The organism is Exiguobacterium aurantiacum (assembly GCF_024362205.1).
Lineage (GTDB): Bacteria > Bacillota > Bacilli > Exiguobacteriales > Exiguobacteriaceae > Exiguobacterium > Exiguobacterium aurantiacum_B.
Genome location: NZ_CP101462.1, coordinates 1,262,389 through 1,277,600, shown reverse-complemented (window position 1 = coordinate 1,277,600; position 15,212 = coordinate 1,262,389). Strand labels below are relative to the sequence as shown.

At 54.6% G+C, this 15,212-nt stretch carries 17 protein-coding genes; 2 read left to right on the top strand and 15 right to left on the bottom strand.

What is annotated here, in order from left to right; genetic code table 11:
• Positions 1–6: 6 nt before the first annotated feature.
• The 14 genes from ahrC to aroQ form a co-directional block, all read right to left on the bottom strand.
• A complete protein-coding gene (gene ahrC / locus NMQ00_RS06610) occupies positions 7–456 on the bottom strand; it encodes a transcriptional regulator AhrC/ArgR (protein WP_021067696.1) in 450 nt (149 codons plus the stop codon).
• Positions 457–633: 177 nt separating this feature from the next.
• Positions 634–2,204 (bottom strand): IS3 family transposase gene (locus tag NMQ00_RS06605; RefSeq protein WP_255178437.1). Its coding sequence is split into 2 segments (ribosomal slippage): positions 634–1,565 and positions 1,565–2,204, totalling 1,572 coding nucleotides; the frame shifts between segments, so codons are not numbered across the junction.
• A gap of 82 nt (positions 2,205–2,286) precedes the next feature.
• Positions 2,287–3,108 carry a TlyA family RNA methyltransferase gene (locus NMQ00_RS06600; RefSeq protein ID WP_214761107.1) on the bottom strand — a complete coding sequence of 274 codons (822 nt, stop codon included), beginning with the start codon at positions 3,106–3,108 and terminating at the stop codon, positions 2,287–2,289.
• A 6-nt stretch (positions 3,109–3,114) separates the two neighbouring features.
• Entirely contained in the window at positions 3,115–5,007 is a 1,893-nt protein-coding gene (gene dxs, locus NMQ00_RS06595; RefSeq protein ID WP_255178436.1) for a 1-deoxy-D-xylulose-5-phosphate synthase, read from the bottom strand.
• 123 nt (positions 5,008–5,130) lie between these two features.
• Positions 5,131–6,009, bottom strand: coding sequence for a polyprenyl synthetase family protein (locus tag NMQ00_RS06590; protein WP_255178435.1), 879 nt, complete (start codon positions 6,007–6,009; stop codon positions 5,131–5,133).
• Positions 6,006–6,236: an exodeoxyribonuclease VII small subunit gene (gene xseB, locus NMQ00_RS06585; protein WP_034777980.1), complete on the bottom strand. Its 231-nt coding sequence runs from the start codon at positions 6,234–6,236 to the stop codon at positions 6,006–6,008. The genes NMQ00_RS06590 and xseB overlap by 4 nt, the downstream gene beginning before the upstream one ends.
• A complete protein-coding gene (gene xseA / locus NMQ00_RS06580; RefSeq protein ID WP_255178434.1) occupies positions 6,205–7,554 on the bottom strand; it encodes an exodeoxyribonuclease VII large subunit in 1,350 nt (449 codons plus the stop codon). The genes xseB and xseA overlap by 32 nt, the downstream gene beginning before the upstream one ends.
• On the bottom strand, positions 7,547–8,383 hold the full coding sequence (locus NMQ00_RS06575; protein WP_255178433.1) for a bifunctional 5,10-methylenetetrahydrofolate dehydrogenase/5,10-methenyltetrahydrofolate cyclohydrolase: 837 nt from the start codon (positions 8,381–8,383) through the stop codon (positions 7,547–7,549). The genes xseA and NMQ00_RS06575 overlap by 8 nt, the downstream gene beginning before the upstream one ends.
• An 87-nt stretch (positions 8,384–8,470) precedes the next feature.
• Positions 8,471–8,854 (bottom strand): transcription antitermination factor NusB, encoded by a 384-nt coding sequence (gene nusB, locus NMQ00_RS06570; protein WP_214720370.1) that lies wholly within the window; start codon positions 8,852–8,854, stop codon positions 8,471–8,473.
• 112 nt (positions 8,855–8,966) lie between these two features.
• Positions 8,967–10,310: an acetyl-CoA carboxylase biotin carboxylase subunit gene (gene accC / locus NMQ00_RS06565; protein WP_255178432.1), complete on the bottom strand. Its 1,344-nt coding sequence runs from the start codon at positions 10,308–10,310 to the stop codon at positions 8,967–8,969.
• Positions 10,311–10,317: 7 nt separating this feature from the next.
• Complete coding sequence (gene accB / locus NMQ00_RS06560) at positions 10,318–10,773, bottom strand: acetyl-CoA carboxylase biotin carboxyl carrier protein (RefSeq protein ID WP_255178431.1); 456 nt, start codon at positions 10,771–10,773, stop codon at positions 10,318–10,320.
• 112 nt (positions 10,774–10,885) lie between these two features.
• Positions 10,886–11,452 carry an elongation factor P gene (efp, locus tag NMQ00_RS06555; protein ID WP_021067706.1) on the bottom strand — a complete coding sequence of 189 codons (567 nt, stop codon included), beginning with the start codon at positions 11,450–11,452 and terminating at the stop codon, positions 10,886–10,888.
• 29 nt (positions 11,453–11,481) lie between these two features.
• Positions 11,482–12,549, bottom strand: a complete 1,068-nt coding sequence (locus tag NMQ00_RS06550; RefSeq protein ID WP_303826802.1) for a M24 family metallopeptidase — start codon at positions 12,547–12,549, stop codon at positions 11,482–11,484.
• Positions 12,545–12,982, bottom strand: a complete 438-nt coding sequence (gene aroQ / locus NMQ00_RS06545; RefSeq protein WP_255178429.1) for a type II 3-dehydroquinate dehydratase — start codon at positions 12,980–12,982, stop codon at positions 12,545–12,547. The genes NMQ00_RS06550 and aroQ overlap by 5 nt, the downstream gene beginning before the upstream one ends.
• 142 nt (positions 12,983–13,124) lie before the next feature.
• Between aroQ and NMQ00_RS06540 the strand changes: the two genes are divergently transcribed.
• Positions 13,125–14,069: a DUF1385 domain-containing protein gene (locus NMQ00_RS06540; RefSeq protein WP_255178428.1), complete on the top strand. Its 945-nt coding sequence runs from the start codon at positions 13,125–13,127 to the stop codon at positions 14,067–14,069.
• 16 nt (positions 14,070–14,085) lie between these two features.
• Complete coding sequence (locus NMQ00_RS06535; protein WP_255178427.1) at positions 14,086–14,499, top strand: SA1362 family protein; 414 nt, start codon at positions 14,086–14,088, stop codon at positions 14,497–14,499.
• A gap of 54 nt (positions 14,500–14,553) precedes the next feature.
• Here the strand turns inward: NMQ00_RS06535 and hpt are convergent, their stop codons facing one another.
• Positions 14,554–15,081 (bottom strand): hypoxanthine phosphoribosyltransferase, encoded by a 528-nt coding sequence (gene hpt / locus NMQ00_RS06530; protein ID WP_255178688.1) that lies wholly within the window; start codon positions 15,079–15,081, stop codon positions 14,554–14,556.
• Between the last annotated feature and the right edge of the window lie 131 nt (positions 15,082–15,212).

The following is a 15,212-nucleotide window of genomic DNA, read 5'->3' as shown; positions in this document are numbered from 1 at the left end:
TTCACCTCATAACATTCCGAGTAGTCGTTCGATGATTCGTTTCGCCTGGTCTTCGTCCCGGGCGATCATCAAGATCGTGTCGTCCCCGCAAACCGTTCCGATCAATTCATCCCACGACAAATGGTCGATCAAGACGCCGATCGCATCCGCATTGCCCGGCAACACTTTCATGACGACCAAATTTTGAGCCGAGTCGACCGAGACAAAACTGTCCCCGAGGATCCGTTTCATCTTGCCGTACGGATTAAAGCGTTGATCGGCCGGCAAACTATACTTATAGCGGCCGTCATTGAGCGGCACTTTCACGAGATGGAGCTCTTTGATATCCCGTGATACCGTTGCCTGGGTCACTGGATATCCAGAGCGATGGAGCTCGTCGACGAGCTCGTCTTGCGTCTCGATTTCACGGTTTGTCACGATTTCTCGAATCTTAATCAAGCGCTGTCCTTTATTCATACTCGCTGACACCTCATTTTATGTTTCACATACTCAGTATCATTCTAAAGTATTGTCGAAAAAAGGTCTAGCATTCGCAGGATGATTTCCCCAGTCGGTCGCATCCAAGCATGAAAAAGCTGCAGACGTTCTGAAGTGCTCCCTGTCAAGTAGACAGGACAAATAATGAAAACCAGCCTAGGCGGTTTGAGACCTGTATTCGACAGGGCTCAAGCCGTTTAGTCGTTTCTGGAAACGATCGTGGTTGTAGAACGATATGTAGTTCTCGATGGCCCTCGTGAGTTCGCTATAGGCCTGGAACTCACGCAAGTAGTACATCTCCACTTTCAAGGTGCCCCAAAAACTCTCGATCGGGGCGTTGTCGATGCAACGCCCGACCCGGGACATGCTGCGGGTCATTCCCGCGTCTTCTACCATCTGTTTGAACCCTCTTGAGGTATATTGGAACCCTCGGTCGCTATGGATCATCGGACGTGCTCCTGTACGGAGCCCCGCGATGGCTGGCATCATCGTCTGGAAGACGAGCCCGTTGTTATTGGACCTTCCGATGCGGTAGGCGACGATCGAGCCGTCATACAGGTCGATGATCGCGCTCAGATACGCCTTCTTCCCGGTCCCATACTTGAACTCGGTGACGTCGGTGCACCATTTCTCGTCCGGGCGGGACGCACTGAATTCTCGGTTCATCAGGTTCTCGGCCACATGTTGCGGCGTTGACTTCTTATGTCTCTTCCGCTTCCGGCGGATGACCGATTGGATCCCATGGCTATGCATCAAGCGATAGATTCGCTTCTCATTGAATCGGGACAGGCTCTGTTGCCGGCGCAGCCGATTGATTGTCATCGTGATCCGACGGTACCCGTATGTGCCGTTCGCCTGGTCATAGAGTAGACGAATGTCCTCCAGAAGCTTCTCGTTCTCTTCTTGACGCACCGGTATGGTACGGTTCAACCATTTGTAATAGGCCGCCCGTGAGATGCCGGCGACTCGACAGAGGAGGACGATCGAGATGGCCTCCTCTTCGTATAATTCTTTGATGGCGATATATCGTTGCTGTAGCCGTACCTGGCTGATCACGACCTCCTCTCGATCTCCTCTAACTTTTTTAGGAACAGGTTGTCCGCACGAAGAAGTTCGTTCTCAAGCTCCATTTGCCGGATCTGGCGTTTCAGCTTCTCCTCTTCACTTAGTTCGTCCTCTGGCTTCGTACGCCCACGGCGGTCCAGGAGCGCTTCTGCCCCGTCCGTGTCATACTTCTTGACCCAGCTATAGATTTGCCCATAAGACACCTGATATTGTTCCGCGGTCTGCTGGTAGTTGCGTCCATTCTCCAAACAGTATTTCACGATCTCGAAGCGCTCTTCGAATGTAGTTTTTCTTCCTTTTGTCATAGCTCGATTCATCCCTTTTCTCGAATCTGTTAACTCGCTATGACTAGTATACTTCTTAATCCATTTTCGAAGAACAGATCCATCACTGATTTGATGGTTGGAGAGGACTTCCACCGTGGTGGCCCCATCGAGATAGTCACGGACGGCGGCAATCTTTTGTTCCTTGGTGTAATGTCTCCAGGTCCTCGATTCCTTCAACGCGTCGATCCCGCCGGTATCGAATTTCACTTTCCACACCCGGAGGGTATTCTCAGAGACGTTATGCGCTTCCATGATTTCCTTCCACGTATAGGTTTCTTCTTCCATCATGCGCAGCGCACTCAGTTTTTGTTCGATCGAATGCCGACTTCTCGCCATAAAAAAACACTCCCCAATCAGATAAACAGATTTGTTATTTCATCTGTCTACCTATTGGGGAGCATATCATTCCGTCTGCAGCTCAAGCGTTCTTCTTCAATTGCGCGTGGGCGGCGTCGATGACCGCGTCCACGTCGATGGCTGGGTCGACACTACCGACACCAGTGAAACGGGCGAACAATAAGAATTCGATATTCCCATCCCCACCTGTGATTGGTGAAAAGTCGAGTCCCGCGACTTCGAACCCTTCCGAGGCGAAATAACGGACCATGTCGTCGACGACCCGTTCATGAATGGCCCGGTCCCGGACGATGCCTTTTTTCCCGACATCGGCCTTCCCGGCCTCAAATTGCGGTTTGACGAGCGCCATGACGATACCGCCCGGCTTTAAAATCGTCTTCAAAGGCGGGATCATGAGCCGTAGCGAGATGAACGAGACATCAATCGTCGCGAAATCTGGCGCCACTGGGAACTGGTCCGCGGTCGCATGGCGGAAGTTCATCCGCTCCATGACGACGACGCGGTCATCGCTCCGAAGCTTCCACGCCAGCTGGTTATAGCCGACGTCGACGGCGTACATCTGCGTGGCCCCGTTTTGGAGCGCACAATCGGTAAACCCACCTGTCGATGAGCCGATATCGATGCCGATATTACCAGCCACATCGAACGGGAAGACTTGGAGCGCTTTCTCAAGCTTCAGTCCGCCCCGTCCGACGTATGGCAACACTTGTCCTTTCACTTCGAGCGGGATGTCATCGAACACTTTGTCGCCGGCCTTATCGAGCCGTTCGGTCCCGCTATAGACGAGCCCGGCCATGACAGACCGCTTCGCCTTCTCTCTCGTCTCCGCTAAACCACGGTCGACGAGGAGCACATCTAATCTAGTTTTCTTTCGTTTTTCCATAGTTCCTCACACATTCTGTCGATTTGTCACTTGAACGAACTGCTGAATCGAGTCAGCGATTTGCGTCGGACGGAGCCCAATCTCTTCGAGCAGCTGATTGACGCCGCCATGTTCGATATAGCGGTCCGGGATGCCGAGTCGGAGCACACGCGGGAACTGCCCAGCGTCGCTCGCATGTTCGAGCACACTGCTACCGAAACCACCGGCGAGCGCTGCTTCTTCTAACGTGACGAGCGGGATGCCTTCCGCATAAAGAGCGGCGAGCATGCTGTCGTCGAGCGGTTTGATCGTCCGGGCGTTGATGACGCGGACGCTCACTTGTCCTTCTAAGAGCGCGCGCACTTCAAGCGCGTCTTGCACTTGCGGACCGAATGTCAAGATGGCGACGTCCGTCCCATCCGCGACCGTCTCCCAGACATCGAGCGGCAATTCGCGGAGCGTCTCGCTCATCGGTGTGCCAATCCCTTCGCCACGCGGGAACCGTACGGCGATTGGACCGTCGTCATACTTCAGCGCCGAATAGACGAGATGTTGCAATTCGTCCTCGTCTTTCGCCATCAAGATGCGAATGTTCGGGACGTGACGCATGAAGGCGATATCGAATACCCCTTGGTGCGTCTCCCCGTCCGCTCCGACGAGACCAGAACGGTCGATCGTGAACACGACGTTCAAGTTTTGACGGCAAATGTCGTGCACGAGCTGATCGTAGGCGCGTTGGAAGAACGTCGAATAAATCGAGACGACCGGCTTCAATCCTTGCGTCGCTTGTCCTCCGGCCAATGTGACCGCATGCTGTTCGGCGATGCCGACGTCAAACATCCGCTCCGGGAATTGCTTGTTGAAGCAATCGAGTTTCGAGCCGACGCTCATCGCTGGTGTGATAAGTGTCACGCGCTCGTCCGTCTCGGCGACTTTCGTGATCGTCTCGGCGACGACCTTCGAATAGCTTGGTCCTTTGACCTTGCCTTTGATGACTTCACCCGACTCGATTTTGTATGGTCCGAGACCGTGCCACGTGCCGACACCATCGAGTTCGGCCGGGCGATAGCCCTTGCCTTTTTTCGTGATGACGTGGACGATGACCGGTCCATCGATTTTCTTGGCGTACTCGAGCGTCTCGAGCAGGTCGCGCAAATCGTGACCGTCTGTCGGTCCGAAATACGTGAATCCGAGCTCTTCGAAGAACGTCCCCGGGATGAGTGCTGATTTCAGCATATCCTTCACGCGTTCCCCGCTCCGTTCGAGCGAGTTGCCGACGATCGGGATATGTTTGATGAGCGTCTCGACTTCCTCACGGGCGTGTTTCAGTTTACGTGACGACCGCATCCGGCCGAGCATATTGTGCAACGCCCCGACGTTCGGGGCGATCGACATCTCATTGTCGTTCAAGATGACAATCACATTTTGTTTCTCGGCGCCGATATGGTTCAGTGCTTCGAGCGCCATGCCCCCTGTGAGCGCCCCGTCCCCGATGATGGCGATGGCCCGGTCGTTCGCGCGCCCCTTCAACTCGTTCGCGATGGCGATTCCCATCGCGGCCGATAAGGACGTCGAGCTGTGCCCTGTCTCCCAGACGTCGTGATCACTCTCACAGCGTTTCGGGAAACCACATAAGCCGTTGTATTGACGGAGCGTGTCGAACTGGCTCGTCCGCCCTGTCAAGATTTTGTGGACGTAGGCTTGATGTCCCACATCCCATACGAGTTGGTCTTTCGGACTGTCAAATACACGGTGCAAGGCAAGCGTCAATTCGACAACCCCTAGGTTTGGCCCCAAGTGCCCCCCCGTTTCAGCCAATTTTTCAATCAAAAACCGTCTGATGTCCGCGCCGAGTGCTTCTAACTCGGGTACCGACATCCTCTTTAAAAATGACGGGTCTTGAATGGATGTCAAGTCCATGATGACCATCCTTTCTCCTGTCTTATTACTGATTCGTACCTTACATTTTACAAGAATGTGTCCATAGATGCTATACATTCACAAAAACAAAGGTGACACGATGTGCTCATCGTGTCACCGAGATTAATGATTGCGTCGAACAACGAAGTCGAGTAGTTCCCGTAAACGCGGGGCATCGACCGACAGTTCGGCCAGGGCGGCCTTACTTTCTGAGACTTCCCGTTCGAGCGCTTCTTTCGCTCCATCGAGGCCGAGCAGTTTTGGATAAGTGGCTTTATCGTTGCCTTCGTCCGAACCGACTCGCTTCCCGATCAACGCTTCATCCCCTTCGACGTCTAAAATATCGTCTTGGATTTGGAAAGCGACCCCGAGATGTTTCCCGAACCGCGCCAGCGCCTGACGGTCCGCCTCCGAGGCGTCCGCAAGGATGGCACCCGCTTCAAGGGCGTACACGAGGAGCGCACCCGTCTTCCGTTCATGGATCGATTGCAAGGCCGACAATGTCACGCCGCTTCGCTTTTCGGCGAGCATATCATCGAGCTGACCACCGACCATGCCGGCACTTCCTGCCGCCTCACTGAACCGCGTGATGAGGGCGACGATTTTTGTCGCTTCCAAATCGGCTCGTGCCATGAGATAGAACGCGTCCGTGAGCAAGGCGTCTCCTGCGAGAATCGCCGTCGCCTCATCAAACTGACGATGGTTCGTCGGACGTCCGCGGCGGACGTCATCGTCATCCATCGCCGGAAGGTCATCGTGGATGAGGGAGTACGTGTGGACCATCTCAAGGGCGACGGCCGCTTCATGACCGAGCGCCCGCGGACGGCCGTATGTATCGAGGACAGCGTAGAGAAGAGCCGGACGAATCCGTTTCCCACCCGCCTCGAGGGAGTACGTCATCGATTGAAACAGACGTTCCGGCATCAAAGACGGGTCGAGCAAGCGACGCGTCGCCTGTTCGACCTCGTCTTTCCATGCCTGTAGATGAACCTGCACGCTCATACGGTACCTCCTTTTTCACGGAGCGTCCCGTCGAGCTCAAGAATCTCGTCCATCTTTTGCTCGGCCGCCGTCAATTTGGTCTGGCAGAGGGCCGACAACCGGACACCTTCCTCATAGAGCGTCATCGCTTCTTCAAGGGCGACCTCTCCCGTCTCAAGTTGTGTCACGATTTCCTCGAGCCGGGCGAGCGCCGCTTCAAACGTCAGTTCTTCTTGTTTCTTCGCCATCGTGTCTCTCCTTCACTTCCGCGAGGGCATGGCCATCCCGAAATCGGATCGTCACCACACCGTCATGTAGTTGTTTGACATCTTTCACGTACGTCCCGTCCTGTTCGACGAACGTATAGCCTCTCGCGAGAACGGCGAGCGGGCTGACAGATTCCAATCGACCTGCCAACCGCGCGAATTGATCCGTCGGTCTCTCGAGAGGTCGAATGCGTTCCAACCGTCCTTCATATTGACGGAAGCGGTCGTCTTGCGTTCGGAACACTTGCATCAGATTGCGGACGTCGAGACGTTGCGCCGATGCTGCGAAACGGTGCCGCGCGTGCGTCACTTGTTTCGTGGCACTTTGTTCGAGTCGAATCTCAGCTTGGGCGAACCGTTCACGTTTTTGCATGATCGTATAACGAGGTGATTTTAAGCCGTAACTGTTTTTCATGCGTTCGACGCGTTCGCGAAGCGAGGCCATTTGAGTCGTCACGACCCGCGTGAGTGCGCGGCTTAATCGTTCCACGTCTTTCCGTTGCGCTTCGATCGTGGCCGTCGCGAGCTCCGCCGCCGCTGTCGGCGTGGCCGCTCGTACGTCGGCGACAAAATCAGCCAGCGTGAAATCAGTCTCATGGCCGACGGCCGAGATGACAGGGATCTCGGAGTCGTAAATCGCCTCGACGACGACGTCCTCGTTGAACGCCCATAACTCCTCGATCGACCCGCCGCCGCGTCCGACGATCAACACGTCGCAGTCGGTGCGTTCGTTCATCCAGCGAATCGCACTCGCCACTTGCGGAGCGGATTGTTCCCCTTGTACGGCGACGGGCGCGAACGTGATGGCCACGTGCGGCGCGCGCCTTCTGAGCGTCGTGGCGATATCGTGGAGGGCCGCGCCTTTCGGCGAGGTGATGATGCCGATGCGCTCTGGGAAGGCCGGCAGCGGACGTTTCCGTTCCGCTGCGAACCAGCCCTTCGCCTCGAGCTCACGCTTTCTAGTCTCATACCGTTCGAACAACACACCGATGCCGTCCTGCCGCATGAGTTCGACGTACAATTGAATATCACCCGTTGACTCATACATCGTCACCCGGGCGACGACGACCACGTTCACCCCGTCCGTCGGCTCGAAATTGAGCGTCCGGGCGTCACGTGAGAACATGACCGCCTTCATCCGGGACGTTTCGTCTTTGAGGGTGAAGTAGCAGTGCCCCGAGGCGTACCGTTTGAAGTTCGAGATCTCGCCGATGACGGCGATTTGTTGCAACACCGGGTCACCGTCGAGTTGACGTTTCACATAACGGACGACTTCGGAGACTTGAATCGGATTAGCCACGTGAGGCGACCTCGACCGTATTGTGCATGAGCATCGTGATCGTCATCGGACCGACTCCACCCGGAACTGGAGTGATGGCGCTCGCGACGTCACGGACGCCTTCAAAGTCGACATCCCCGACGAGACGGCCGTCGACGCGGTTGACCCCGACGTCGATGACGATTGCTCCCGGTTTGACCATCTCTTTCGTGACGAGACCGGCCCGACCGACGGCGACAATCAAAATGTCAGCTTGGCGTGTCATCGCCCCGAGGTCGACCGTCTTCGAGTGACAGTATGTCACCGTGGCCGACTCGTTCAAGAACAGCATCCCGACCGGTTTCCCGACGATTTGACTGCGACCGACGACGACGACGTGTTTGCCGACCAGGTCGGTCTGCGTCTTGACGAGATGCAGAATCCCGTGCGGCGTACATGGCAATAGCGTTTCGAGACCGAGCATCATCTTCCCGACGTTCGTCGGGTGGAATCCATCCACGTCTTTGTCCGGTGAGATGCGCATGATGACGCGATTCTCATCGATATGCTTCGGCAACGGCAACTGCACGAGAATCCCGTGCAACGCGTCGTCCGCATTCATCGAATCAATCAGTTCGAGCACTTCACGTTCTGAAATCGTGTCATCGAAGCGAATCACTTGTGAATCGATGCCGATGTCAGCCGCCGCCCGTTCTTTCCCCCGGACGTAGCTGTGGCTCGCCGGATCATCCCCGATTAAAATGACTTTCAGTTTTGGCACGATGCCGCGCGCGCGTAGCGCGCTGACCCGTTTCTTTAACGTCTCCCGATATGATGCTGCGATTTGTTTCCCGTCGATCACTACTGCCATCTCTCTCATCCCCCGTTGTCTTAGGTTTCTCTGTAGTTGGTGTGGTGTCTTCTCTATTTGTTTAACAGACCGTATGCTTGTCTTCGCTTACGCTTTGATGATGTTACCGAGCACGCCGTTGACGAGCTTGGCCGCTTCTTCATCGGCGAACGATTTGGCGAGTTCGACCGCCTCGTTGATCGTCACTTTGTCCGGAATCGTCTCGACGTAGAGCAACTCGTACGTCGCCATGCGGAGAATCGTCCGCTCGACATTTCCGAGACGATCGAGTCTCCAGTTTTTCAAGTTTTCGATGAGCAATTCATCAATCTCGTCTTTCTTTTCTAACGTCTCCACGACGAGTTGTTCGTAAAATGGATCGGAGTCCATGCCATCGAGGGCAAATTCGATGGCCTCGTCTACCTCAAGTTTTGATACTTCGATTTGAAAAAGCGTTTGAATCGCTTTTTCCCGTGCTTCATGACGTTTCATTCAGATACTCTCCTTTTGCATGCTTTCATTTTGATAGTTTAGCATAACGCCTCCATAAATTCAGTACAAAAAACCAGGAAGCCCAAATAATGTTCGGGCTTCCTGGTCAGGCTCATTTCGTGAGCGTCATTTCTTTTTCGACAAATTTCGTGTCGAACGCACCGGTTCGGAAACGTTCGTGGGCCATGACTTGTTGATGGAATGGGATCGTCGTATGGATGCCCGATACCGTGAACTCGTCGAGGGCGCGAAGCATCTTCGCGATCGCCTCTTCTCGAGTCGGTGCGTGAACAATCAGTTTCGCCACCATTGAATCATAAAACGGCGGAATGACGGCACCAGCATAGAGACCACTGTCGACCCGGACGCCCATGCCGCCAGGAACGATATACTGATCGATTTTACCGGCCATCGGACGGAAGTCCGCAAACGGGTCTTCTGCGTTGATACGGCACTCGATCGAGTGCCCGCTGAACGTGATGTCCGACTGGCTGATGGCGAGTGGATGACCGAGTGCGACTTCGAGTTGAGCTTGGACGAGGTCGAAGCCGGTAATCATTTCGGTGACCGGGTGTTCGACTTGAATCCGCGTGTTCATCTCCATGAAATAAAACTCGTTCACTTCCGGGACGTAGATGAACTCGATTGTGCCCGCACCCGAATACTGAATCGCTTTGGCCGCTTTCACGGCCGCGTCGCCCATCGCTTGACGGGTCGTCTCATCGATTGCCGGAGACGGTGCTTCCTCGACCAACTTCTGCATCCGGCGCTGAATCGTACAGTCCCGCTCCCCGAGGTGGATGACGTTGCCGTATTGATCGGCGAGCACTTGCACCTCGACATGGCGGAACGACTCGATATATTTCTCTAAATAGACGTCGCCGTTACCGAACGCCTGCTTCGCTTCTTTACGCGTGTCGGTGAGCCCTTTCACGAGCTCGGTCTCGTCGTAGGCGACACGGATTCCGCGCCCACCACCACCGGCCGTCGCTTTGATGATGACCGGATACCCGATTTCACGGGCGAGCTCGACCGCTTCCTCGTCAGTGACGACACCACTCGATCCCGGGACGACCGGTACGCCCGACTCGATCATCGTCCGCTTCGCTTCGTCTTTTATGCCCATCTTCCGAATCGCATAACTGCTCGGTCCGACGAATTGGATGCCGCACGCCTCGCTCATCTCGGCGAACTCGGCGTTCTCGGCCAAGAAACCATAACCCGGATGAATCATCGTCGCATCGACCGCGCACGCGACTGACAAGATGTTCGGGATATTCAAATATGAGTCTTTCGACGGGTTCGGTCCGATGCAATACGCCTCGTCAGCGAGACGGACGTGCAGCGCCTCGCGGTCCGCTTCCGAGAAGACGGCGACCGTCGGGATATTTAACTCTTTCGCGGCCCGAATGATGCGGACCGCAATCTCTCCACGGTTAGCAATGAGTAGTTTCATACATACCTCACTTCACGCTGAAGAGCGCTTGGCCGTATTCGACTAAATCGCCATCTGCGACGAGCATCTCAATAATCTCTCCGCTGATTTCCGTTTCGACGTCGTTGAACAGTTTCATCGCTTCTAAAATACAGACGACCTGTCCTGCTTCGACGCGGTCGCCGACCTGGACGTAGGCGTCCTTGTCCGGTGCCGGACGCGAATAGAACGTCCCGACCATCGGTGACGTGATTGTGCGCAAGTTGCTCGGCGCAGGTGTTGGTGCCGCTTCTTGTTCTGTCTCGACGACTGGCGCAGGTGCTGCGACCGTGGCCGCGTGCACGATTGGTGTATGAGTGGCGGCGAATTGTGGGGCCGCTTCTTTTTTCAATGAAAGTTTAAACTCCGGCGTCTCGAGTTCCATCTCGTGAACGGACGTCTGATCGAGTAATGTGATCAGCTCTTTAATGTGTTCGATTTGCATGAAATAACCCCCTGTTTATACCTGGTACTAATCTCTACTCTACTATAACTGGTCAGACCAGTGAATGCAACGACAAAAAAAGGGCCCATTCCGAAGAATGGACACCTTTGGTTTACCCGTTATAGCGGCCTGTGAACTCGCCTGTGCGTGTGTCGACCGTTACTTTTTCGCCTGGCTCGATGAAGAGCGGCACTTGAATGATGTGGCCCGTTTCGACCGTCGCGTTTTTCTTCACGTTCGATGCCGTGTCGCCTTTGACGCCTGGATCGGCTTCGACAATCGTCAAGACGACCGTCGTCGGGAGCTCGATGCCGAGAATCTCGCCGTCGTAGTCAGCGATACTCACTTCCATGTTCTCGAGCATGTACGGAAGCGCCGCTTTCACTTGCTCGCCCGTGAGTTCGAGCTGTTCATACGACTCTGTGTCCATGAACACGTACGTGTCGCCCATTGGATAGAGGTACTGCATACGTTTGCGTTCAATGTGGGCACGCTCGATGCGCTCGCCACCACGGAACGTCGTCTCTTGAATCGCGCCCGTGCGCAAGTTACGCATCTTTGTGCGGACGAAGGCCGCGCCTTTACCTGGTTTCACGTGTTGGAATTCGATGACTTGCCAAATCGAACCGTCCGATGTTTTGACTGTTAAGCCTGTTTTTAAATCGTTAACTGATACCATGTTGATTTCCTCCTAAGATGAGCTGAGACTCAAGCCTCAATCGTAATTAACTCTTTTGGCGACTGCGTGAGACGGAAGTTGCCAGTCTCGGTGATGACGATGTCGTCCTCGATGCGGCACCCGCCGATTCCGGCGATATAAATGCCCGGTTCGACCGTGACGACCATCCCCGGCTCAAGCACCGTCTCCGCACGGAATGACAACCCTGGCGCTTCATGGACTTCCATGCCGAGACCGTGTCCTGTCGAATGCCCGAAGTATTCACCGTAGCCGGCTTCTTTGATCACGTCACGCGTCAACGCGTCCGCCTCGATCCCCGTGATGCCGGCTTTCGTGCCTTCGACGCCCGCGAGTTGAGCGCGGAGCACCGTATCATAGATGTTGCGCAACTCGTCTGAAATCTCGCCGACGGCGAGCGTGCGCGTAATGTCCGAGCAGTACCCTTGGTAGTAAGCACCGAAATCAAGCGTCACGAGCTCGCCTGCCTCGATGACCTTGTCGCTGGCCACACCGTGCGGCAATGCCGAGCGATGGCCCGATGCAACAATCATATCAAACGACGACGAGTCAGCACCTTGAGCCCGCATGAACATCTCGAGTTCGTTGGCGACTTCTTTTTCGGTCCGACCCGGGCGGATGAACGACTGGATATGGGTGAACGCCGCATCCGCAATCGCCGCAGCTTCCTTCATTATCTTAATCTCTGACTCATCCTTAATCAAGCGTAGCTTTTCGACGATACCTGACGTCTCGACGAGCTCGGCGTTGACGTCTTTTTCATACGTCCGGAATTGACCGACCGTCATGTCATCTTGCTCGATGCCGAGGCGCGTGACCGCATGCTCCGTCACGACTTCTGCGACCGATTTGATGAGCGACGTCTTGTGCTCAATGATATCGAACCCTTTCACTTGGCTCGCGGCCTGTTCCGTGTACCGGAAGTCGGTAATAAAGCTCGCCGACTTCGCTGTAATCACGAGGACGCCACTCGACCCGGTGAATCCCGACAAGTAGCGTATGTTCTCCCGTTTCGTCACGAGCAATCCGTCAATTCCGTTCGCTTCTAGCTGAGCTTGCAGTTTGTTGACCCGTTCAATCATGTCGATTCCTCCAATGTTCGATGAGCGCCTGCAACGCGAGCGTGTAACTCGTCAACCCAAAGCCGCTGATGACGCCGAGACAGACGGCGGCGAGCTTGGATTCATGACGAAACGACTCCCGTGCATGCACGTTCGAGATATGTACTTCGACGACCGGGGCCTTGATGGCAGCGATGGCATCTCGGAGCGCGATCGACGTATGCGTATACGCCCCGGCGTTGAAGATGACCCCCGCGTAATCGTACGCTTCGTGCAGTGCATCGATCAGTTCGCCTTCATGGTTGGATTGGACGAACGTCAACTGGACGTCATCTGGCGCGGCGAGCAACAATTCCGCCGTCAGCCCCTTCAACGAGACGTCACCGTATACGTCCGGTTCACGTCTCCCGAGTAGATTCAAATTCGGCCCATTCAAGACGAGTATATGCACAAGTCTTCCCCCCTGTTCGTCAAGTCGCCTCTATTGTAACAAATTTAACGGTTGTAGCGACAATTGACGTTCATGTGGTTTCGTTTTTTAGGTGAATCACGGTATAATTCAACTATATAACTGTAGGAATCGAGGAAATGCCATGAAAACTAAACCACTGATCCCCGTTGGAGGCCAAGCGCTTGTGGAAGGCGTCATGTTTCAAGGACGCGCCGAGAGTGCCTCGGCAATCCGCCGGAAGGACGGGTCCATCGAGACGTTTGAGCAGCCCCGCATCCTCGTCCCGTGGGTCCAGTCTTTAAAGAAAGTCCCGTTCCTGCGCGGCGTGGTCGCCTTATACGAATCGCTCAAAAACGGTTCCGCCCACATGAACTTCGCCAGTGACCGTTATGACGTCGATCCGAGCGAGGACGAGGCGGCGGAACCGGATGAGAAAAAACAGAACATCTTGATGGTCGTCATGATTGCGATTGTCGGGATCATCTCGTACGTATTCGGCAAGCTCATTTTCAACGTCACGCCGGCCCTGCTAGCCGCCATGTTCCAAAGCGTGCCCGCATTGTCCGGTCACGTGATTCAAAACCTCCTCGAAGGGGGAATAAAATTAGTATTGCTGCTCAGTTACCTCTATTTGATTTCCTTGACGCCACTCATCCGCCGCGTATTTCAATATCACGGCGCAGAACACAAGGTCATCAACTGTTATGAGTCCGGACGGCCAATCACCGTCGATAACGTCCGTTCGAGCTCACGCCTCCACTATCGTTGTGGGTCAAGCTTCATCCTATTCACCGTTTTCGTCGGCATCGGCGTTTATATGCTCGTCCCGATCGACCCGCTCTGGGTCCGACTCGTCAGCCGCATCGCCTTATTACCGGTGGTCATCGGCATCTCGTTCGAGGTGCTTCAATTCACAAACCGTTTTCGTGAACATCGCTTCCTGTCCGTCCTCGGCAAGCCGGGACTATCGTTACAGCTGTTGACGACGCGCGAACCGAACGACGAGCAAATCCGCGTCGCCATCGAGGCTTTCGAAACATGGGAACGTTCAGAACTAGGTCAACCGGCCGTGCAAAGAGAGGGATAAAGAGGAGGAAAGCACCATGATCAGACAAAGAATCGGTACGACCGCTGCCACGATCGTGTTCATCTTAGGTTTCATCGGAGTCGGACATATGCTCGCGACCGACCCCGGTCGATTGTTCAGACAGTTGCTCTTCATCGGTATTTTCGGGTTAATCTTCTACGTGATTTACCGTGTGTTCATGGCGCCCAAAATCTCGGCCGAGGATATGCGCTATCGGAAGACGGCCCAGGCCTCAAAAAAACGGATGCAGCGTCCCGGCACGAATCCTAAAGTGAAGCCGTCCGCTACGACAAAAAAGAAAGCGAAACCTGGCTCGAACGTGACGAAGCTCTCAAAACGCCCTGCCCGTTCGACGCATCGCAGTGACGCCCCTCACCTTACCGTTATCGAAGGAAAAAAAGGCAAGAAGAAAAAGAAAGCGAACATGTAAAAACGAACCAGGTCGCCGCGGCGATTTGGTTCGTTTTTTGGCGTGATTCGAAAGTCAATCCGTCTCGACGAAACCGATATACGGCAGGTTGCGATACTGCTCGGCGTAGTCGATGCCGTAGCCGATGACGAACTCATCTGGGATTTCGAAGCCGACATAATCGGCATCAAGTGTGACGAGGCGGCGAGCCGGCTTGTCAAGAAGTGTACAAATCTTCAGTTGTCCGGGTTGATGCAACGTCATATGCTGACACAAGAACTTGAGCGTCTGCCCCGTGTCGATGATGTCTTCGATGATGACGACGTACTTCCCTTCGACATCGAGGTCTAAATCTTTCCGAAGTTGGACGTTCCCGCTCGATACCGATTTCTTTCCGTACGACGATGTCGCGACCGTGTCGAGTTGGACACTGCCCGTCATCTCGCGCATCAAGTCGGCTGCGAAGACGAGCGACCCTTTCAAGACGGCCACGAGGACGATCGGTGTCCCGGCCGCATCCCGTTCGATTTGTTCGGCGAGTTCCGCCACGCGTTGTTTAATCTGTGCTTCGTCAAACAGTTTCCCTTTGATTTGAATATCCATCATGTCGGCGATTGTTCGCCGTCACCCCCTTATATTTCTTACCAGCACCCATTCTATCATAAAATCAACTTAAAAATAGACTTCAATTCAATATATTCGATTCATTGTTCGGTTTTAGCTGTCTATCTGTA